Raw genomic sequence first — 21,036 nt, 5'->3', positions numbered from 1 at the left:
TTAGCCCGGTAACAGTAGAGTAACATATTGTTAACTAAGTATTAGGTGATTTTCGTGTTACCCTGAGAAGACCTTGCAACAAAATTGGAGGTCTGGATGGCGCAAAACGAAACCGAACTCATGTTGAAAGGGTACGGGCTGACAACCGCAGAATTTTTCTATCACATGCCCGATTACATACACGTTCTGAATACGTTTATCTGGCAGGATTATGATCTTGCCCCGGATCACCCCAAACTTTTTGAATTCGTGGAATTCTGGCAAAAAGAAATTGAAGGACCACTGCATTCTGTTCGGTTCACACATCGAAAGATGATCGCTCCGGGCGAATGGCGGAATATGGTTGGAGAGTTTCGCGTGAACTAATCGGGCGTCGGATATACTTTCAGGAATCGAAAGTCCGGTTCTCAAATGTCGCGATTGAGATAATGTAATGACCAAACTGATGGTCTTATACGGAATCACTCTATGCCCAGATATCTTATCCTCGCCGCTGCGGTTTTCCTGAGCGGTCCTGCCATCGCCGAAGGGGTTCTGGATAAGATCAAAAAGGGGGCTGAGAATACTGCAAACGCGATAGGTCGCGGTGCAGAGGGTGTTGGTAACACAATCGAGAAAGGTGCGAACGCCGTCGACGAAACCATTGATTCGACTTCGGAACTGCTAAGAAACGAGGCCACGCCTGAAGAGACACGTGCCAAGTTGGATTTGATGGCGGGCGAAATTCTTGATCAACTACTTGCCGAGAATCCACAGGCACAAGAACTATACGATGTCTGCGCTGGATACGCGGTTTTTGACTCGCGTAAGGTGACGGTTTTTCCGGTATCTGCAGGTTACGGGCGCGGTGTGGCCGTTTCAAAAGACACAGGGCAACACACCTATATGAACATGGGGACCGGGGGCGTTGGCGGAGCGATTGGGATCGGGGGCTTTGAAACCAAGTTCGTGATCCTCTTCGAAACCCCTGCAGATCTAGAGAATTTTATCGATCACGGCTACGACGCGACCGCGGAGACGGGCGCAATGTATGGTGAGGATCGCGCGGGAGACACGCTGCGCTTTACCGATGGCCGATCCTTCTTTGTTCTGAGCAAGAAGGGGTGGCGGGTGTCAGCGGGAGCCTCAGGTACAAAATTCTGGAAATCACCCGAACTTAACTGATCAACCGGAGCAACTGGCCCCTCCAAGAACGCAGAACTTGGCGCAGTGGGGGTGGTTTAGATGCACGTCGGCCTCAGCCTCGGCCAAGGTTTCGCCCATTTCGAATTCAGGTGAGTATGGCAGCAACGTGCATGCCAAAACCGCCGGACGTTCTGCGCCTTTGCGCTTAATCACCATGCGCGAGCTAGCACACATCACGGCATCTGGAGATTTATCAAGAATTCCCCAGCAAGCGGTAGTGATTTCAGGCACTTCTACGGATTCATCCATTTCGGGAAACAGCACGGTTTGACCCGGGTCTTGAGGATCGATGTCAAAGCCATGTTCTGCAAAAAATGCGCCATAGCCTGCACGGCTGTCGGCGTCAGAATCTCCCCACACGGTACGCCCGGCGATCGCCATCTTAAAGCCGTTATCCCGCAGCCATTCCATACCAATCAGCGTCTTGGCAAAGCTACCCTTTCCACGCTCTTCATCATGTAATTCCGAGCGGTAGTGATCGACCGAAATGCGCAGTGTCAGCTTGCCGCCATAGTCACGTTGCAGCTCCAGCAACCCTTCGCGCATCGTGCGACGCATCATCGGCTGCATAGCGTTAGTCAGAATCAGAACCTCGTAGCCGCGTTCAAGCGCTGCGCGGGTCATTTCGATCATTTCAGGGTTCATGAAGGGCTCACCACCGGTAAAACCAATCTCGCGGATTGGCCACTGGCGTTCTTCGATCTGATCCAGATAAGCGCGAACCTCGTCTGCTGCGATGTAAACCAGCGCGTCATTGGTGGGACTGCTGGCGATATAACAGTTGACGCATTCGATATTGCACAGCGTGCCGGTATTGAACCACAACGTTTCCGGGTTGGATAACGCAACAGACGCGCGTGTTTGCCCGTCCGCTGTCACCAAACTGTTTTGAAACTTCCCGATATTTGCAGCCTGAGTGGCGTTGTCTTTCATTCCGGCATCCGGTTTTGTGCATTTACCAAACCGACTTAATCGTTTGTGCCGGTTTAGTTAAGTACGTTGACGCCCTGCTGACAGAGTTTTGATGTTCGAAGATTTCGACATTTTGATTGCGCTAACATTGGACATGCCACGACTGGCAAGGTAAGGAAAAGCCATGGTTTCTCGCGTCATACCCGTTGACCCATTTGATCTGGTCATATTCGGCGGAACCGGCGATCTGGCGCAGCGCAAGATCGTTCCGGCTCTGTTTCGGCGTTACTGCGCCGGACAATGGCCCGAGGCCACCCGGATCATAGGCGCGGCACGGGGTGCGCTGACCGTTGAATCCTTTCGGGATATAGTTGCCGAATCTTTGCGTCAGTATACGCCAAAACGGTCTAAAGACCCGGAGGCGGTAAATGGTTTTCTGCAGCGCATAAATTATGTTCCGCTGGATGCCTTGTCCGAAGACGGGTGGGCTCCATTGTCCGAATTGCTGAGCACGGATCGAATCCGAGCGTTCTATTTCTCGGTGGGTCCCAGACTGTTTGGTCCGCTGGCCGAGCGGATCAGAGCGCATAATCTCGCCACCCCTCAGACCCGGATCGTTGTTGAAAAGCCGTTTGGGCACGATCTGGAAAGTGCGCGCGCTTTGAATGCAACTTTGGCGTCGCATTTTGATGAGGGGCAAATCTATCGAATTGATCACTATCTGGGTAAAGAAACGGTACAAAACCTGATGGCGGTCCGGTTCGGCAACATGTTGTTCGAGCCATTGTGGAACAGCCAGTACGTGGATCACATTCAGATCACCGTTGCGGAAACAGTCGGCATCGATGGGCGGGAAGAGTATTACGAGCGTGCAGGTGCCATGCGCGATATGATGCAGAACCACCTAATGCAGCTTTTGTGTCTGATCGCGATGGAACCGCCCGCAAAGTTTGACCCGGATGCGGTGCGCGACGAAAAGCTCAAGGTGATCCGTGCGCTGGACCCGGTTGAACCGCACCACATTGTTCGGGGACAGTTTGCCGGTGGAAAACAGGGTCGGGGGTATCGCGAGGTTGTGGGTAACAACCGGTCCACGACAGAGAGTTATGTGGCTTTACGTTCGCATATCAGCAACTGGAGATGGGCAGGCACTCCATTTTATCTGCGCACTGGTAAGGAATTGGTGGCGCGGTCGTCGGTCATCAATGTGATGTTCAAGGATGCGCCGCATTCGATTTTCGGCGAAGAGGCGGGGCGTCACGCAAATGCTCTTTCGATTCGGTTGCAGCCGAACGAAGGCATTACACTGAAAGTGACGATCAAAGAGCCGGGGCAGGGTGGGATGCGGCTGGTTGACGTTCCGCTGGACATGAGCTTTGCCGAGGCGCTTGGACCCGAAAATCAGGACCCGCCAGACGCCTATGAGCGGCTGGTGATGGATGTCATTCGCGGCAACCAGACCCTGTTTATGCGCGGTGATGAGGTCGAGGCCGCATGGGCCTGGACCGACCCGATTATTGCGGGCTGGCAGGCACGCGGAGACGTGCCCAAACCTTATGAAAATGGCAGCACTGGCCCAGACGACGCCGAACTGCTGATGAAGAGAGATCACCGCCGCTGGCAAGGAATAAACCCATGAATATTAAAGAATATGCAGACCGTGACATGCTGGCCATTGATGTCGCGAATGCACTGGCCGGAGACCTTGAGTCCGCGTTGTTGCACCACGATGTTGTTTCGCTTGCCGTTCCCGGAGGCACCACCCCGGGGCCGGTGTTTGATGGGTTATGTGCGGCTGATCTTGAGTGGGATCGCGTGCGCGTGTTGCCGACAGATGAGCGGTGCGTACCGGGTGACCATGAACGTTCGAACGAGCGGCTTATCCGTGAGCGTCTGTTGACCAATCGCGCCTCTGTCGCGCAGTACCTGCCATTGTTTGTCGCAGGTCATGAGCCCGAGGCGGTTCTGCCAGAGATCGAAAGCCTGATCACTCCCGTCTTGCCTCTGTCGGTCCTGGTTCTTGGAATGGGTGAGGATATGCACACGGCCTCTCTTTTTCCTGGGATGCAGGGCCTGACTGCCGCGCTGGACAGCCACGCGCCCACACTTGCGGTGGCAAGGACAGACGTGCAACCCGAGGCGAGAATAACACTGACCGCACCCGTGCTCGAAGGTGCGTTATCAAAACACCTCATTATCTTCGGAGAATCCAAGCGCGATGCGCTGGATCGCGCCATGTCACTACCGCCAGAAGAGGCGCCTATCGCGGCCGTGCTAACCGGCATGACTGTCCACTGGGCGGAGTAGTCACCATGCAATTGGATCAACTGAAATCTCTGGCTAAATTGATCGGTGATCGCAGAATACTTGATCTGTTCCATGCAGATTCAAACCGGGCCGAGGGTTTTTCCACGTCCAGCGGCGACTTGTTGTTTGATTACTCTAAAACTCAGATCAACGACGACATTCGCTCTGCACTTATTCAACTCTGTGACCAGGCCAAATTGGCGGATCGCCGGACTGCGATGTTTGCGGGCCAAAAGATCAACGAGACCGAAGGGCGTGCGGTACTGCATACGGCGTTGCGCAACCTCGATGGCGGTCCGGTCGAGGTGGATGGTCAGGACGTGATGCCAAACGTTCTGGAAACATTGCAGCGGATGCGCGTGTTTGCCGAAGAGGTGCGCGGCGGGGCGATCAAGGGGGCAGGGGGCAGCTTTACGGATGTTGTGAATATCGGCATCGGCGGCTCGGATCTTGGTCCGGTCATGGCGACACATGCCCTGGCACCGTATCACGATGGTCCAAAGTTGCATTACGTCTCGAACGTGGACGGGGCGCATATCGCCGACACGTTGCGCATGCTCGACCCGACGCGCACGCTGGTTATTGTGGCCTCGAAAACCTTCACCACCATCGAAACCATGACCAACGCGCGGACGGCGCGGGCTTGGATGTTGGATGGAGGCGGAGACCCGTCGCAGCAATTCGCTGCCGTTTCGAGCGCGGTGGATAAGACAGCTGCATTTGGCATCCCCGAAGAGCGCGTGTTCGGTTTCGCCGATTGGGTGGGCGGACGCTACTCGGTCTGGGGCCCGGTCGGATTGCCGGTGATGATCGCAGTAGGCTCAAATGCATTCGATGCTTTTCTGCGAGGTGGGCAGGCGATGGACCTGCATTTCCGCTCGGCGAAGTGGGTTGAAAACATGCCGGTTATGTTGGCGCTTGTCGGTGTCTGGCATCGGCAGGTTTTGGGTTACGCCAGCCGTGCGGTTTTGCCTTATGATCAGCGCCTTCTGCGGCTTCCAGCGTATTTCCAGCAGCTTGAAATGGAATCGAACGGCAAATCTGTCGCAATGGACGGCAGTGCGTTGGCCATGCCATCAGGTCCGGTGGTTTGGGGCGAGCCTGGCACCAATGGACAGCACGCATTCTATCAACTGATTCACCAGGGCACTGACGTGATCCCGTGCGAATTCATGGTGGCAGCCAATGGGCATGAGCCTGAATTGGCCCATCATCATCGTCTGCTTCTGGCCAATTGCCTGGCTCAGTCCGAGGCTCTGATGCAAGGCCGATCATTGGATGAAGCCCGCGCGCGGATGGTGGATAAAGGTTTGACCGGCGAAGAGCTGGAGCGTCAGGCGCGCCACCGTGTGTTCTCGGGGGATCGCCCATCAACAACCCTGATATATCCGCAGCTTACGCCATATGTGCTGGGCCAGATCATTGCGCTGTACGAGCATCGGGTTTTTGTCGAAGGCGTGTTGCTCGGCATCAATTCATTCGATCAATGGGGCGTTGAGCTGGGCAAAGAACTGGCGACGTCTCTGGGGCCCATTGTCGATGGCGAAGTTGGCACCGAAGGCAAGGATGGTTCGACAGCCGGTCTGGTCGAGTACGCGCTACGCCATCGAGGTTGACACGGCACTCAGCCAAACTCTCTTATTGTCAGACAATTAAAATCTTGGCAGGGTTTCTGCCAATGTAGAAGGGCGCGGCCAAGCGCTGACGATGGGAGGATTGTCCATGCTGGGACAGATGATGACGCAGCCTTTGCTGATTTCGTCGCTGATTGATCACGCCGAACGCTATCACGGACAGACCGAGATAATCTCGGTCGAGACGGACGGAAGCGTGACCCAGACCAACTGGGCGGGGATCGCGCAGAACGCCCGCCGTATGGCTTCGGCGCTTATGAAGCTTGGGCTACAGCCGCAGGATCGAGTGGGCACACTGGCCTGGAATAACCGCCGCCATCTTGAGATCTACTATGCCGTATCCGGCGCGGGCTTCGTCTGTCACACGATCAATCCGCGTCTTTTCCCAGAGCAACTGACCTATATCATCAACCACGCGCAGGATCGGGTTCTGTTTTTTGATGCAACTTTCTTGCCCTTGGTTGCCGCGCTTCAGGAGCATCTGAACGAAGTGCAGCATTTCGTGCTGATGGGTGCACGAGATGAGGCCGCGTTGTCTCAGGTCCCCGGTTTGATCTTCTATGACGAGTTGATTGAAACCGGCGATGCGGACTACGCATGGCCCAGTTTTGATGAGAATACCGCCTCTAGCCTTTGTTACACATCGGGCACAACAGGAAACCCCAAAGGTGTACTGTATTCGCATCGTTCGACCTTGCTGCACAGCTTCGCGTCAAACACACGTGATGTGATCGGCTATTCCGCGATGGATGTGGTATTGCCGGTGGTGCCAATGTTCCACGTCAATGCTTGGGGTTCACCCTATGCCAGCGCCATGTCCGGCTCACGCATGGTTTTGCCGGGGCCGGGTTTGCATGGGGAAGCATTGGTCAATTTGATCGACACTTATGGCGTGACATTGGCGATGGGTGTGCCAACCATCTGGCAGGGCCTTCTGGCGCACGCGGCGACATGTGGAACCAAACTGGAGAGCCTGAATCGTACCGTGATCGGGGGTGCGGCGTGCCCGCCTTCGATGATCGAAACCTTTCGCGAGACCTATGGCGTCGATACCGTCCATGCTTGGGGTATGAGTGAAATGAGCCCGCTGGGCACTACGAACTATCCTATGGCCAAGCATCTGGAAATGCCCATTGAAGCACAACACAAACTACGCGAGAGCCAAGGCCGCCCGCCCTTTGGGGTTGAACTGAAAATCGTAGATGACGATGGCAGCGACCTTCCCCATGACGGTGAAACGCAGGGTGATCTGATGGTGCGCGGCCATTGGGTGCTAGACAGCTATTTCCACATGCAAGATGAGGCCTTGTTGCAGGATGGCTGGTTCGCAACCGGCGACGTGGCAACATTGGACCCGGATGGATTTATGACCATCCGCGACCGATCGAAGGATATTATCAAGTCAGGTGGCGAATGGATCAGTTCTGTTGAGCTGGAAAATATCGCTGTCGCGCACCCTCAACTGGCGACAGCGGCGGTTGTGGGTGTGCCACATCCGAAGTGGGATGAACGCCCGCTTTTGGTTGCCGTGAAGGCGGAAGGCCAAGAGCCGACCGAGCAGGATTTACTTTCATTCTTCGACGGTAAGATCGCCAAATGGCAGGTGCCAGACAAAGTTGTATTCGTCGACGCTCTGCCATTGAACGCAACCGGCAAAGTCCTGAAACGGAACTTGCGTGCGGATTTTAGCGACGTGCTGATGGGGTGATTGCTAAACGGGGGAAGAATGGCTCCGGCGGTAGGGATCGAACCTACGACCAATTGATTAACAGTCAACTGCTCTACCGCTGAGCTACGCCGGAACGGTCCGCGCCGTATAACAATCAGCTTTGGCATCGTCCAGAGGATAAGATTATTTTTTGAAGATAATTAGTAAAGGCCAAGAAAACGCTGTGTTTTTGCTTGTGAGTTTTCTCTTAGCATCGACGTAAGCATTGTCGCTTGGAAAGGCTACCTGCAGGTTTATTCTACAGATGGAGTTGCTTCCTGAGTTGCCTTTTGTGCCTCACGCTCTTGCCGCGTAAAAATAGGTGCCGCAGCGGTGTTAATGTTGTGCTTAGTCAACAACTGTTCCATGTAACTGCCCGGTTCAGGAACGCCTCCTATAGTGGCCAAAAACTGCCGGACTCTACGCCCATAGAAATGAACTGAATAAGTATCTTCAGTTACAGCACGGCGCACTTTACGGGCCCATTTTGACCGCATTAAAAAGCGGCGGTTTTTAAAACTTATTGGATAAAGCCAATTTTCTGGAAAAGCGTATTTCGATTCTCCGGTTTTTTGCAGATAATGTGTCACTGCATGCGGACCCCAGACGCCCCAACGTAAATCACCAACATGCACCGGAGTTCCAGCCTCTCTTAGGTTTTCAAGGCGCTTCTTCTCTTCATCAGGATACCATTCAGGAATTCCATATTCATCTTCGGTCATCTCAAGAAGTTGCCCAAGCGCTTCGCTGTCTGAAGGTAGGCCTAAAACACCACCAGCAATTTGATAGTCGGATTCCCAGGCGTAGAAATGACCAGTCTCCGACTTGAAAGTCTTGACACAATAAGCATCAAGATCCGCCCAGATCATCCGGTCATTTTGTTGAAGAAGATGATACCTGAATACATCAGAGAACAACGCGAAGCTACCTGTTCTACCGTGTTTGATAAAGCGATCACTGCCGAGTACGGTATCGCCGTGAACAAGCTCTACACCTTCCGGCACATTTTGCACGTGTCCATAATGGTAGAGTTTTACATGATGACCTGCATCTAAGAAAGATTGAGCGCAAAGAACTTCTACATAGCTGAGGGGGCCTTCGACCCACAGCATCCCTATTTCGTACTCGTGGCGCATATTTGTTCTTGTTCCTGTACACGTGATTGCAGCTAAACAATCCGCCAATATCGTTTATAGGGTTAAGTCCTAATCACCAATATGAACCGCGACAAGGCAATCAGAAAACAAGAGGCCTCAGCCGTTTCAGAACTGCACCAAAATAGAATTCTGGAAGGTTAGTACGATCTGGCAGCGCAATGAGAGTGCATATGGATATTGGCTCCGGCGGTAGGGATCGAACCTACGACCAATTGATTAACAGTCAACTGCTCTACCGCTGAGCTACGCCGGAACTGAGGGGCGTATAACAACACGGATTTTCTCCGTCCAGAGGAGAAGCGCATTGCCGATGAAAAAAGTTTGCTGCTAACTGAGCCTCCTAAATTCGGACTGTGCTGAAAGCGTCTCAACGGGTGCGACCTGGGCCTTTCCGGTCAGATCGACCAGATGCGCGAACACATTTCTTTCCGCCGCGGGCAGCAATGCACCAGGCGTGTCTACATAAATACGCTGTGCAAGCTGACGTGCAGTAGCCGGGCCTTTGATCAGTTCGTCAAGAATCTGAGATTCGCGCGAAAGACGGTGCTGAATCAGCCACTCCAGGCGATTGCTTGGTTCCGTTACAGGAGCGCCGTGGCCGGGATGAAAGACTGACCATTCTCTCGCGCGAAGGCGATGGCAGGCGGCCATGAAGTCGGTCAGATCCCCGTCGGGCGGTGAGACCAGCGAACTGGCCCATCCCATGACGTGATCCGCTGTAAAGCAAACATCGCCCCAGGCGAGCGCAATATGGTTGCCGAGATGGCCGGGTGTGTGGATGACTTCAAGCGTCCAGTCGTCCGCAGAAATACATGCAGTGTCTTCCAGCTCAATATCAGGGCGAAAATCCATATCAATTCCCTCACCGCCGCCCGCAAACCCATTCTGCGCCAATTCCGTCATAACCGCACTGCGGCCTGCTTGAGGCCCTCCAAAAGCGAGAACCGGTGCGCCTGTATGGACCGCAAGAGGGGCAGCAAGGGGTGAGTGATCGAGATGGGTGTGAGTGACGAAGATATGGCTGATCCGCTGATTGGGCTGTAATGCATCGAGAATCGCCGACAAATGTGCGTCGCTCAGCGGTCCCGGATCGATGACGGCGATGTCTGTTTCACCCAGAAGGTAAGTGTTCGTACCGCGATATGTCATCGGTGAGGGGTTTGGGGCAAGCACCCGTCTTAGGCCTTGAGCAAGTATCACAGCTTGTCCAGGCACTGGGTTGAAATCATCGGAGGCTTGCATTCTGACCTCTTCCTCTTGTCCAGGCAGCCCGCTAGGTTTAGCGCATGTCGACCCAATGGCTCAAACCCTATATGCCGCGCAGCCTGTACGCGCGTGCCGCACTTATCCTGGTGCTGCCAGTCATCGTTGTACTCTTGGTTGTGGCGATCGCTTTTTTGCAAAAGCATCTCGAGGAAGTGACCGCACAGATGACGCGAACGGCAGCCCGTGAGGTCACGCTTATATTGAACGTGATGGAGGGTGCAGAGACGCAGCAGCAGGCGCTGGCTGCCGCACGGCCTGATCTATCGGCATTGAATATGACGGCTCGTTTTCTGCCGCTGTACCAAGAACCGGTGGTTGGAAAGCGTCGTTGGTATGATTTCATCGCACCACAAGTCGATGCTGAAATGAAGGCGTTGGTGCCCCAAATGCAAGACGTCGCACTGCCGAATGGACAGGAGGTGCGGCTTTATCTGAGCACGCATCTTGGCACTTTGGAATTGAAATTTGATCGACGGCGCCTGTCACCCACGGCACCGCACCAGCTTATCGTTACGATGGTGTTCTTTGCGGCGTTGATTACCACGATCTCATTTTTATACATGCGCAACCAACTGCGGCCGATTACCCGGCTCGCGGATGCGGCGCAGGCGTTTGGCCGGGGCCGCGTGGTGCCTTACTCTCCTGGCGGGGCAATCGAAGTGCGGGCGGCGGGCAACGCTTTTGTTGATATGCGCTCCCGAATCGAAAGGCAGATTGAGCAGCGCACTTTGATGTTGTCTGGCGTCAGCCACGATCTGCGCACGCCTCTGACGCGTCTGAAGCTGGGGTTGTCATTGTTGCCCGAAGATGAGGCAGCCCCGCTGTTGCAGGATGTGGATGAAATGCAATCGCTACTAGATGCGTTTCTGGACTTTTCAAGAGGGACTGCAGAAAGCACACCTGAGGCGGTCGAACCCGAGATTTGGCTGAGTCAGATTATCGATGACGCGCAGCGCGCTGGTCAGCAGGTTGAACTGGTATCGGTCGAAGGACAGGGGACTGCCACATTGCGCCCGTCGGCAATGCGTCGCGCGGTGGAAAATTTGATTGGAAACGCTATCCGCTATGGTTCACGGGCTGAGGTTAGTCTGTCGATGACGCCGAAATCGATCCGTGTCCGGGTCGAGGATGACGGCCCCGGTATACCCATTGAACAGCGTACTGAGGCGGTCAAACCTTTCACGCGTCTGGACCCGGCTCGGAACCAGAATCAGGGCAGCGGTGTTGGGTTGGGCCTTGCCATCGTCGCCGACATCGCCCGTGTACACGGCGGCATCCTTCGACTGGGCAGCAGCGAAAAATTGGGCGGTTTATGCGCAGATATCGTAATAGGGCGGTGATGTGGTAGGCCCGGAGGGACTCGAACCCCCAACCAAAGCGTTATGAGCGCTCTGCTCTAACCAATTGAGCTACAGGCCCGCCGATGCGCCTTGGGTATCACGATGGCAGCCCGCGTCAAGCCTGACCGTTGCAACATGGCCCACAATCGAATAACCCGCGCGCAAAGCACTCATGAGGGATTGGCCATGACAGCGGGCAAGAACGGAATCACCTACGCCGATGCAGGTGTGGATATCGATGCAGGCAACGCTCTGGTCGATCGGATCAAGCCTGCGGCCAAGCGCACCAACCGCTCGGGCGTGATGAGTGGGCTAGGCGGGTTTGGCGCGCTGTTTGATCTGAAGGCGGCTGGGTATCAGGACCCGATTCTTGTGGGTGCAACTGATGGTGTGGGCACCAAGCTGCGGATTGCGATCGATACCGGCGTTGTGGATGGCGTGGGCATTGATCTGGTGGCGATGTGTGTCAACGATCTGATCTGTCAGGGCGCTGAGCCATTGTTCTTCCTCGACTATTTCGCCACCGGCAAGCTGGATACCGATACCGCCGCGCGGATTATCGAGGGCATCGCCGAAGGCTGCGTGCAGTCCGGTTGCGCCCTGATCGGAGGCGAAACCGCCGAGATGCCGGGTATGTATCCCGATGGCGATTTCGATCTGGCCGGGTTCTCGGTTGGTGCAATGGAGCGCGGCGCGACCCTGCCCGAGGGTGTGCAAGACGGGGATGTGCTGCTTGGGCTGGCCTCGAACGGTGTGCATTCCAACGGCTATTCTCTGGTGCGCAAACTGGTCGAGATGTCGGGGCTGGGCTGGGATGCAGAGTCGCCTTTCGGCGGCGGAACATTGGGTGAGGCTCTGCTGACCCCCACGCGGCTGTATGTGAAACCCTCGCTGCAGGCGATCCGCACAGGGGGCATCCATGCGCTTGCTCATATTACTGGCGGCGGCCTCACCGAAAACCTGCCGCGCGTATTGCCCGACGGGCTGGGGGCCGAGATCAATCTGAACACATGGGAATTGCCGCCTGTGTTCAAATGGATGGCCGAAACTGGCGGCATCGCCGAATCCGAGATGCTGAAAACCTTCAATTGCGGTATCGGGATGATCGTGGTCTGCGCGGCTAAGGATGCAGACAAACTGGAAGCACTGCTGTCCGAAGCTGGTGAAACCGTTGCCCGGATCGGATCTGTCACCGAAACACCCGGCGTCGCGTACTCAGGCAAGCTGCTGTGAGTCACAAGCGCGTCGCGATCCTGATTTCTGGTGGCGGATCAAACATGCTGTCGCTGGTCGATAGCATGATCGGGGACCATGCTGGCCGGCCTTGCTTGGTGCTGTCGAACGACCCTGAAGCCGGAGGGCTGACAAAGGCCGCAGAGCGTGGAGTAAAGACTGCCTCCGTCGATCACCGACCTTTCGGTAAAGATCGCGCCGCGTTCGAAGCGGAACTGCTCAAACCGCTGCTGGCTTCGCAGCCAGATTTAGTGTGTTTGGCCGGTTTCATGCGCGTTCTGACCGGCGATTTTGTTTCTCGCTTCCAAGGACGAATGCTGAACATCCACCCTTCGCTGTTGCCCAAGTACAAAGGCCTGAACACGCATGCCCGCGCCATCGAGGCTGGCGATTCAGAACATGGTTGCACCGTTCACGAAGTCACAGCCGCGCTGGATGACGGCCCGGTTCTGGGACAGGCGCGCGTGGAGGTAAAGGCAGGGGATACGCCAGAGGAACTTGCCGCCCGCGTGTTGGTGCAGGAACACAAACTCTATCCTGAGGTCCTGCGCCGGTATTGTATGGGCAACAAAGACCCAGTTCTGTTGCCTTGAATTTGCGCGGCGATTTACACGCGTAGGGTAATCGTCTTATGGTCGCATATCGCTCGGGACAAGCACTACACGGGCAGTCACAAGAAACAAAAGCAAGAACAGCACCGCGCATGAAAACCCTGACTACGACGCAAGAGCTGGCCGCCTTCTGCACGGCTGCTGCACAATATCCTTATGTCACTGTTGATACCGAATTTCTGCGCGAACGGACTTATTATTCAAAGCTCTGCCTGGTTCAGCTCGCGGTGCCGTCCGAGGATGAGGGCAGTGCTGTTCTAGTCGATCCCTTGGCTGAGGATTTGTCGCTTGAGCCTTTGTATGACCTGTTCCGGAACGAAAGCGTTGTCAAAGTATTCCACGCGGCTCGGCAGGATCTGGAAATTTTCTGGGTCGACGCTGGCGTCTTTCCGACACCGCTGTTCGACACTCAGGTTGCCGCGATGGTTTGTGGCTTTGGTGAGCAAGTCGGTTATGAGACACTTGTCCGGAAAATATGCAGAGAAGGCGTTGATAAGACATCGCGTTTCACCGACTGGTCGCGGCGTCCATTGACGGACGCGCAAAAAAACTATGCGCTGGCAGACGTAACCCATCTTCGGAAAATCTATGAACATCTGTCTACTGAGTTGAAAAAGAGCAAGCGGGATCACTGGGTCGTTGAAGAGCTTCGTATTCTAACACGGCCCGAGACATATGACATTCGTCCTGAAGAAGCGTGGCGCAGGGTCAAAACACGCACAAATTCCGCTAAATTTCTGGCTGTAGTGAAAGAGCTGGCTCAGTTCCGCGAAGCCCATGCGCAAGAGAACAATGTGCCTCGTAGCCGTGTTTTCAAGGACGATGCACTAATCGAAATGGCGTCGACTAAGCCTAAAACGCCCTATGATCTTGGTGGATCACGTTTGCTGTTGCGAGAGGCCCGCAAAGGGGCGATCGCTGACGGTATCCTGGCGGCAGTAAAAAGAGGTGTGAACTGCCCGCAAGATCAGTTGCCAAAGGTAGACAATAGCCGTGACAAGCTGAAAGTGAATCCGGCCCTCGCCGATCTTCTGCGCGTTCTGCTGAAATCAAAGACCGAAAGCGCAGGCGTCGCCGCAAAACTGATCGCGTCCAGCGCTGATCTGGACCAGATCGCCGCTGGTGAGCGCGATGTTCCAGCCATGTCCGGCTGGCGTTTTGAGGTCTTTGGCGAGGATGCACTTAAGCTTTGCGAGGGCAAGATTGCACTAGCAGCCAAGGGGCAAGCTGTGGATGTGGTTGCGCTTTAACGGCGACGTGATTCTAGCGCGTTCTGCTGGCCTTTGACACGGACCATGCGGATGCCTTCCAGTTCTTGAGCGCTGACGTTTACAGCTTCAGAAACCATTCTAGAGCGTTCGTTTCCCTGAACGGTTGCATAGTCCGGATAATCCACGCGGAAGGTATATTCCAAAATGCCATTCTTGGTAAGTTCTTCGGACCTTACTCGGGCAAGCTGCGCATTATATGCGCCCTGTCGAATGGCGGTACCAGCTGCATATATGATCGCGCCTGAAGGTGTGGGGTCGACACGCAATTCGTTGATGACCGCTATTGGAACGCTATTGTCTTCAATTTCAGGCCGCGCCAACAGGCCTTTACCGTTGTTTTGACGTGGAACCAACGCATCTGCGTCGCTGGCTGAAACTTCTGATGGGGCAGGTGTGCTGCTGCCAAACCAGTTCGATGGGTTCGCCCGAGAGTTGCTCCAACTGTTACAGGCGGAAACAACCGTGGCGGAGAGCAGAAGAACAGTCAGAGATTTGTGCATGGACCCAACACTTTGCGCAACTTTACCCGCACTGGGTTACCGCAATTTCAGCATCTTGAAAAGCCACACTGGGGGCTGGACAGAAGGGGAAGCTGAGCATAGTTCACAAATGTGATCGCGTAACGCAAGGACAGACCAGCCATGGCAACGCCAGCCTTTGAAGAGATAGTCGAAGATTTCGAGTTTCTGGAAGACTGGGAAGACCGCTATCGTCATGTCATCGAGCAGGGTAAGGCGATGGAACCGCTGGATGATGCGTTCAAGGTTCCCGCGACCAAAGTGAACGGCTGTGCCAGCCAAGTCTGGCTGCATCCGAACATCGAGAATGGACAATTCAAATTTGACGGGGACAGCGATGCGCTGATCGTGCGGGGCCTGATTGCGGTATTACGCACGCTTTACAACGGCTTGCCGGTAGCCGATGTGCCAAAGGTCGACGCCGGAGGAGAACTTGCCAGACTGGGGTTGCAGGAGCACTTGTCTGCGCAACGTTCGAACGGGCTACGTGCTATGATTGAACGCATTCGCGAGGTCGCGTTGGCCAGCGCTTGATCTTCATGTAGCGTTGCGTGTTGCCCAATCCGTAAGCGTCGTTTCCAAGTCACCGTATCCGGTCTGCCGACGCTCGAATTCCAGTCCCATCCGTTCGGCACATTCTTGTGCGCGACGTGTGAGATCCGGGTTGTCGGTCTGTGCTTGATAAACGAGTTTGGTGTAATTTCCGAAATACATCTCGCGCAGTTCCGGGTGTCTGTCCAGACCAAGCGGTTTCCATACAAATGCGTCAAACTGCCGGGCAAGGAAATCGGTTAGGTAAAACGCAGTGGTTTCATCGTCGCCATGTGCGGCAAATGCCAGATTCCCTTCGAAAAAGGAATAGCAGTGGGGCCCTTGAATCATCTCGACGCCCAGACGTTCACATGCAGTCTGCAGCAGGCCTCCGGTTCCGCAATCGGCATATACAACATAGATTCGGTCGTATGAATCCCGGTGTTTGGCGATCGCATCCTCGACCGCTTGCGTGATTTTCTCGGGGTGTACATGCAGAATTGCGGGTAGGCAGGTCAGAGCCATATGATCCCAGCCATTCCGTTCCTTGAGATCCAGAATTTCACGGGCAAGCGCCCCACATGCGATCAGCAGAATCGACTCGGCAGCGCGCGGAGTGGCGTAACCCTGACGGGTCAGGCTTTCATCATCTGGTATCGGCGCGTCGGTCATGTGATCACTCTGGTTGGCAACTATATATGTCAGGCTTTGGACAAAAAAGGCCGCCCCAGAAAGGACGGCCTGTCTCACGGTATGGTCGCGTGCCTTAGCCGGCCAGTTGGTTGTGCTTGCGCGACATGAAGTCCTTGGCCATTTCCACCGCCACGGCTGCGTCACGGCAGTAGCCATCGGCACCAATCGCCTTGCCAAACTCTTCGTTCAGCGGTGCGCCGCCGACCAGAACGGTGTATTCATCACGCAGGCCCTGTTCGACCAGCGTGTCGATTACCACCTTCATGTAAGGCATAGTCGTTGTCAGTAGGGCGGACATACCCAAAATGTCGGGCTGTTCGTTTTCTAGCGCTTCCAGATAGTTTTCGACCGGGTTGTTGATTCCGATATCGACAACCTCGAACCCGGCGCCTTCCATCATCATTGCAACAAGGTTCTTACCGATGTCATGGATGTCGCCCTTGACGGTTCCGATCACCATCTTGCCAACGCGCGGAGCACCGGTTTCAGCCAGCAATGGCTTCAGGATTGCCATGCCGCCTTTCATGGCGTTGGCGGCCAACAGAACTTCGGGAACGAACAGGATGCCGTCGCGGAAGTCGTGGCCGACAATCGTCATGCCACCAACCAGTGCTTTGGTCAGGATGTCGTAGGGTTGCCATCCGCGCTCGAGCAGGATGTTCACACCTTCTTCGATTTCTTCCTTCAGGCCGTCATAAAGGTCATCGAACATCTGTTCGACGAGTTCGTCGTCATTCAGTTCGGACAGGACGATGTCTTCTTCATCAGACATGGGTATTTCCCTGAGCTGTGCGGGCTCGCGGCCCGTGGTGGCATTTTTTCCGTTTTGGCCATTTCGTCGCAGGACTACTGTGACGATTGCGACCTAGGTCGTTCCGAGACCGACCTATAGGCCGAATTTTGGCGTCGGGCGACCTCGAATTCTGCAAGATCATCCTGCATTTGTTTCATTTGTTCTGACTTCCTTCGCGCAGACCGATTTCAAAAACGCCTCAAGGTGGTCAGATGTGAAGCAGGTGTAATCCTTGCCATTGGGCCCAGCTTAAATTAGTACTGACAATAGGAACATATGGTGAACAAATGGCCGTAAGAACGAACCAGCCGGGCCGGGGAGCGACATCAAATTCAGCAGGTCGATTCGAGAAGTATTTGACCGAGCTGACCGAGGATGGGTGGGATTTGTCCGAAGATCTACCTCCGCTGCGGACCGAGGTTCAGGACGAAGTGGCCCGCAGTCTGATCACCTACAACAAATCACCGGATTTACCTTTTGATCGTTCGATCAACCCATATCGGGGTTGCGAGCATGGTTGCGTTTATTGTTTTGCCCGGCCAACCCATGCATATCTAGGCCTGTCGCCAGGGTTGGATTTTGAAACACGTCTGATCGCACGCCCCAATGCCGCAGAGATATTGCGTCGGGAGCTTTCTGCGCGACGCTATAGGGTGGCTACGATTGCGTTGGGCACTAACACCGATCCATATCAACCGATTGAGAAAAGCCGCGAGATAACAAGAGGCTGTCTTCAGGTGTTGAGTGATTTTCAGCATCCAATCGGCATCGTGACAAAAGGTACATTGATCGAACGTGATCTCGATATTCTAGCGCCCATGGCCCGCAACGGTCTTGTGCGGGTCGGGATTTCGCTGACCACTCTGGACGCTAATCTTTCCCGTCAGATGGAGCCACGTGCACCTTCTCCACTGCGCAGGTTGCGCACGATTCGCGTCCTGACCGAAGCAGGTATACCGGTGCGCGTTATGACCTCTCCTGTCGTGCCGGGATTAACCGATCATGAGCTTGAGAAGCTGTTGGAGGCCGGCAAGCAGGCGGGTGCGGACGCCGCAAGCTGGATTATGTTGCGGCTGCCGCGCGAAGTGTCCGAGCTGTGGCGGGAATGGCTGACCGAGCATCAGCCAGGCAGGGCCGAGAAGGTCATGGCGCGGCTACGGGAGATGCATGGAGGAAAAGAGTATGATCCGCGTTGGGGTCATCGAATGCGGGGCGAGGGGACCTATGCCGAAATGATTGCGCAACGGTTCAGCGCCGCCGTGAAACGGCTGGGGCTCGCCGTAGACCTACCGCCGCTGAATTGTGCGGATTTCGCGCCACCGCCCCAGTCTGGTGATCAGTTAAGTTTATTCTGAATTCATGAGTCAGAAGCTGATACCGATTCCGGCCGAGAAACCGTTTACCGTATCGCTTCCATAATAGCGGACCATGAAACGGGTCGTTGATACCCAGGGCACCCAGGTATCGGATAGATCAACCTCAATCCCGCCACCGACGCGGGCAAGCCAATCCGTGCCCAGCACCAGTGCCTGATCCCCGATCAGATAGGATACCGACAGATCACCAACCCATCGAACTGGGCGCCCGAACATACGTTTACCCGTTGGAAAACGATATCGTGACCAAAGGACGGCATTCGCTGCGGTCGATTCAACCAAAAGGTCTTCGTTGTCGCCGATAGGCCAATATTCGATATGCGTATAGCGCAGGCTTGCTTCGAACTCGCGATCGTTAGATAGCGATTTCTCGTACGCAACTGTCATCGAGCCACCCGCGCCACCTGCCCAGATTCCACCGCTATCAAGGTAATCCCGGTCAAGGCCAAGGCGGTTGGCTATAGCTTGCGCCCCTATCGATGCATCGGATTGCGTGCGCCCGACCGAAATATGAGCCATCGGAGTCAGTTTCCAAAACTCCCCAATGTCAAACTGATAGCCGACTCCACCAGTGAGGGCGAGGCTGGTCCATTTCAGAGGTACACGATTGGTTTCTCCGGTGCCGCTGAAGGTCAGAACGGGATCATAGCGCGCGTATCCGATGTAGCCTTCGAGATAGATCGGTACGCCTTCGGCAAGACGAAATCCGCCACCCAGCTGTGCGGATTTGAAATCGTAGTCGCGATTATCCGTGTTCGATTGCAACGAAATTGCACTGGCAGAATCGTCCGGGATGCCAGCCAGCCCTAAAATCGCAAGCGAGCCAGCAGCATTTTCCTGCTGCTGCTGTTCAAAAGCTCTTTCAAGCAGTCTTTGTGCGGTGGCGGTCTGTGCAAACAGCAGCAAAAGGAACACAAGGACGGAACGCATGATAACCGGAATCTTATTGCTGGACGCAGCAACAGTAGTTTGAGTGGCGTGCCGCGAAAAGAACGAACAAGGCGCTAGTCCAAGATTGCCTCAGAACGGTTTCTTTTAGGTAACGCTAGGAACAGAAAAGACCCCGGTTAGGCGGGGCCTTCAATTCAACTTCTGTCACCGATCAGCGGTTTTCAATATCTACGTAGTCGCGACTTGTCGCGCCCAGATACAACTGACGCGGACGACCGATCTTGTTTTGTGGATCGGCAATCATTTCCTTCCACTGGCTGACCCAGCCAACCGTACGCGACAATGCAAAGATCGGAGTAAACATCGAGGTTGGGAAACCCATAGCTTCCATCACAATGCCCGAATAGAAGTCGACATTTGGGAACAGTTTCTTTTCGATGAAATATGGATCTTCCAGGGCCTGCTTTTCAAGCGCCTTGGCGACCTGGAGTTTAGGGTTATCTTCGATACCCAACAGATCAAGAACCTCATCTGCAGACTGTTTCATCACAGTCGCGCGCGGATCGAAGTTTTTGTAAACGCGGTGGCCAAAGCCCATCAGGCGGAACGGATCGTCTTTGTCCTTGGCGCGTTCAATGAACTCGGGGATGCGGTCTACGCTGCCGATCTCTTCCAGCATTTCAAGGCAGGCCTGGTTTGCGCCGCCATGGGCCGGACCCCAGAGGCAAGCGATGCCCGCCGCGATACAGGCGAACGGGTTCGCACCAGACGAAGACGCCAGACGTACCGTCGATGTCGACGCGTTCTGTTCGTGGTCCGCCTGCAGCATGAAGATACGATCCATGGCGCGGGCTAGAATCGGGTTCACCTCATAATCTTCTGCAGGAACTGCGAAACACATTTGCAGGAAGTTCGACGCATAGTCCAGATCATTGCGCGGATACACGAAGGGCTGGCCAATATGGTACTTATAGGCCCAAGCCGCGATCGTCGGCATCTTTGCAATCAGGCGATGAGACGCGATCTCGCGTTGACGCGGATCCGAAATGTCGGTCGAATCGTGATAGAAGGCAGACATGGCGCCGACTACGCCGACCATGATGGCCATCGGATGCGCATCGCGACGGAAACCGCGGTAGAAATACTGCATTTGCTCGTGCAGCATCGTGTGGCGCGTGATGGTAGTCTCGAATTGCTCCAGATCTTTTGCCGACGGCAGTTCGCCATAGAGCAGCAGGTAGCTGAGTTCGAGGAAGTGAGATTTCGATGCGATCTGCTCAATCGGATAACCGCGGTGCAGGAGTTCGCCCTTGTCGCCGTCAATAAAAGTGATGGTGCTGTCGCAGCTCGCCGTCGACGTGAAACCCGGATCATAAGTGAATACACCAGCTTGACCATAGAGCTTACGAATGTCGATCACGTCGGGCCCCGCAGTCGGAGAAAATACCGGCAGATCGTAGCTTTCGCCGTGGACAGTCAGTTTGGCTGTTTGTTGGCTCTCGGTCATGTTTATCCCTTCCTCATTCGTACAGTTGCCGGATCGCTGTCCGTCAAAGCAGGCAACGACTGCGTGGTATCGCGCAGTTCGTTCTTAGTGGAGCAGCATTACC

The 21,036-nt window shown here is 54.9% G+C and carries 20 protein-coding genes and 3 tRNA genes; 12 read left to right on the top strand and 11 right to left on the bottom strand.

What is annotated here, in order from left to right; translation table 11 throughout:
• Positions 1-96 precede the first annotated feature (96 nt).
• Positions 97-366, top strand: a complete 270-nt coding sequence (locus ACR0DU_RS03840) for an usg protein (RefSeq protein WP_170470617.1) — start codon at positions 97-99, stop codon at positions 364-366.
• A gap of 102 nt (positions 367-468) precedes the next feature.
• Entirely contained in the window at positions 469-1,164 is a 696-nt protein-coding gene (locus ACR0DU_RS03835) for a lipid-binding SYLF domain-containing protein (protein ID WP_319547266.1), read from the top strand.
• Here the strand turns inward: ACR0DU_RS03835 and ACR0DU_RS03830 are convergent, their stop codons facing one another.
• The gene (locus ACR0DU_RS03830) at positions 1,165-2,118 is read right to left on the bottom strand and encodes a radical SAM protein (protein ID WP_480872554.1); all 954 of its coding nucleotides are present in this window, start codon (positions 2,116-2,118) and stop codon (positions 1,165-1,167) included.
• 163 nt (positions 2,119-2,281) lie between these two features.
• Between ACR0DU_RS03830 and zwf the strand changes: the two genes are divergently transcribed.
• From zwf to ACR0DU_RS03810, 4 genes are all read left to right on the top strand, one after another.
• Positions 2,282-3,736, top strand: coding sequence for a glucose-6-phosphate dehydrogenase (gene zwf / locus ACR0DU_RS03825; RefSeq protein WP_480872552.1), 1,455 nt, complete (start codon positions 2,282-2,284; stop codon positions 3,734-3,736).
• On the top strand, positions 3,733-4,404 hold the full coding sequence (gene pgl, locus ACR0DU_RS03820) for a 6-phosphogluconolactonase (protein ID WP_170470609.1): 672 nt from the start codon (positions 3,733-3,735) through the stop codon (positions 4,402-4,404). Before zwf ends, pgl begins: the two co-directional genes overlap by 4 nt.
• A 5-nt stretch (positions 4,405-4,409) precedes the next feature.
• Positions 4,410-6,020, top strand: a complete 1,611-nt coding sequence (pgi, locus tag ACR0DU_RS03815) for a glucose-6-phosphate isomerase (RefSeq protein WP_480872550.1) — start codon at positions 4,410-4,412, stop codon at positions 6,018-6,020.
• Positions 6,021-6,126: 106 nt separating this feature from the next.
• On the top strand, positions 6,127-7,746 hold the full coding sequence (locus ACR0DU_RS03810; RefSeq protein ID WP_480872548.1) for a long-chain-fatty-acid--CoA ligase: 1,620 nt from the start codon (positions 6,127-6,129) through the stop codon (positions 7,744-7,746).
• A gap of 19 nt (positions 7,747-7,765) precedes the next feature.
• Here the strand turns inward: ACR0DU_RS03810 and ACR0DU_RS03805 are convergent.
• The 4 genes from ACR0DU_RS03805 to ACR0DU_RS03790 all read right to left on the bottom strand — a co-directional run bounded on the left by ACR0DU_RS03805 (position 7,766) and on the right by ACR0DU_RS03790 (position 10,145).
• Positions 7,766-7,840 (bottom strand) — tRNA-Asn (locus tag ACR0DU_RS03805).
• A 160-nt stretch (positions 7,841-8,000) separates the two neighbouring features.
• Positions 8,001-8,882 carry a hypothetical protein gene (locus ACR0DU_RS03800; RefSeq protein WP_170774049.1) on the bottom strand — a complete coding sequence of 294 codons (882 nt, stop codon included), beginning with the start codon at positions 8,880-8,882 and terminating at the stop codon, positions 8,001-8,003.
• A gap of 199 nt (positions 8,883-9,081) precedes the next feature.
• A tRNA-Asn gene (locus ACR0DU_RS03795) sits at positions 9,082-9,156 on the bottom strand.
• A gap of 74 nt (positions 9,157-9,230) precedes the next feature.
• On the bottom strand, positions 9,231-10,145 hold the full coding sequence (locus ACR0DU_RS03790) for an MBL fold metallo-hydrolase (protein WP_480872547.1): 915 nt from the start codon (positions 10,143-10,145) through the stop codon (positions 9,231-9,233).
• 44 nt (positions 10,146-10,189) lie between these two features.
• Here ACR0DU_RS03790 and ACR0DU_RS03785 point away from each other — a divergent pair, with 44 nt between their 5' ends.
• The gene (locus tag ACR0DU_RS03785) at positions 10,190-11,509 is read left to right on the top strand and encodes an ATP-binding protein (protein WP_480872546.1); all 1,320 of its coding nucleotides are present in this window, start codon (positions 10,190-10,192) and stop codon (positions 11,507-11,509) included.
• Positions 11,510-11,511: 2 nt separating this feature from the next.
• Here the strand turns inward: ACR0DU_RS03785 and ACR0DU_RS03780 are convergent.
• Positions 11,512-11,588, bottom strand: a tRNA-Ile gene (locus ACR0DU_RS03780).
• A 107-nt stretch (positions 11,589-11,695) separates the two neighbouring features.
• Between ACR0DU_RS03780 and purM the strand changes: the two genes are divergently transcribed.
• From purM to rnd, 3 genes are all read left to right on the top strand, one after another.
• On the top strand, positions 11,696-12,742 hold the full coding sequence (gene purM, locus ACR0DU_RS03775; RefSeq protein WP_480872747.1) for a phosphoribosylformylglycinamidine cyclo-ligase: 1,047 nt from the start codon (positions 11,696-11,698) through the stop codon (positions 12,740-12,742).
• Positions 12,739-13,335, top strand: a complete 597-nt coding sequence (gene purN, locus ACR0DU_RS03770) for a phosphoribosylglycinamide formyltransferase (RefSeq protein ID WP_010440296.1) — start codon at positions 12,739-12,741, stop codon at positions 13,333-13,335. The genes purM and purN overlap by 4 nt, the downstream gene beginning before the upstream one ends.
• 110 nt (positions 13,336-13,445) lie before the next feature.
• Complete coding sequence (gene rnd, locus ACR0DU_RS03765; RefSeq protein WP_480872544.1) at positions 13,446-14,603, top strand: ribonuclease D; 1,158 nt, start codon at positions 13,446-13,448, stop codon at positions 14,601-14,603.
• Here the strand turns inward: rnd and ACR0DU_RS03760 are convergent.
• Positions 14,600-15,124, bottom strand: a complete 525-nt coding sequence (locus ACR0DU_RS03760; RefSeq protein ID WP_480872542.1) for a hypothetical protein — start codon at positions 15,122-15,124, stop codon at positions 14,600-14,602. The genes rnd and ACR0DU_RS03760 overlap by 4 nt on opposite strands.
• A gap of 141 nt (positions 15,125-15,265) precedes the next feature.
• Between ACR0DU_RS03760 and ACR0DU_RS03755 the strand changes: the two genes are divergently transcribed.
• Positions 15,266-15,676 (top strand): SufE family protein, encoded by a 411-nt coding sequence (locus ACR0DU_RS03755; RefSeq protein ID WP_480872540.1) that lies wholly within the window; start codon positions 15,266-15,268, stop codon positions 15,674-15,676.
• 3 nt (positions 15,677-15,679) lie between these two features.
• Here the strand turns inward: ACR0DU_RS03755 and ACR0DU_RS03750 are convergent, their stop codons facing one another.
• Together ACR0DU_RS03750 and ACR0DU_RS03745 are read right to left on the bottom strand one after the other, a co-directional pair.
• Positions 15,680-16,345, bottom strand: coding sequence for a DUF1638 domain-containing protein (locus ACR0DU_RS03750; RefSeq protein WP_480872538.1), 666 nt, complete (start codon positions 16,343-16,345; stop codon positions 15,680-15,682).
• Between the two features lie 94 nt (positions 16,346-16,439).
• A complete protein-coding gene (locus ACR0DU_RS03745; RefSeq protein ID WP_170392964.1) occupies positions 16,440-17,138 on the bottom strand; it encodes a corrinoid protein in 699 nt (232 codons plus the stop codon).
• A 308-nt stretch (positions 17,139-17,446) separates the two neighbouring features.
• Between ACR0DU_RS03745 and ACR0DU_RS03740 the strand changes: the two genes are divergently transcribed.
• On the top strand, positions 17,447-18,514 hold the full coding sequence (locus tag ACR0DU_RS03740; protein WP_480872537.1) for a PA0069 family radical SAM protein: 1,068 nt from the start codon (positions 17,447-17,449) through the stop codon (positions 18,512-18,514).
• A 9-nt stretch (positions 18,515-18,523) separates the two neighbouring features.
• Here the strand turns inward: ACR0DU_RS03740 and ACR0DU_RS03735 are convergent, their stop codons facing one another.
• Together ACR0DU_RS03735 and gltA are read right to left on the bottom strand one after the other, a co-directional pair.
• Positions 18,524-19,465: an autotransporter outer membrane beta-barrel domain-containing protein gene (locus ACR0DU_RS03735; protein ID WP_480872535.1), complete on the bottom strand. Its 942-nt coding sequence runs from the start codon at positions 19,463-19,465 to the stop codon at positions 18,524-18,526.
• Between the two features lie 172 nt (positions 19,466-19,637).
• A complete protein-coding gene (gene gltA, locus ACR0DU_RS03730; RefSeq protein WP_480872533.1) occupies positions 19,638-20,933 on the bottom strand; it encodes a citrate synthase in 1,296 nt (431 codons plus the stop codon).
• Between the last annotated feature and the right edge of the window lie 103 nt (positions 20,934-21,036).

It is taken from the genome of Ruegeria sp. G2 (genome assembly GCF_056533505.1).
The sequence above is the reverse complement of the archived record's forward strand: the minus strand, read 5'-3'. Positions and strand labels throughout refer to the sequence as shown.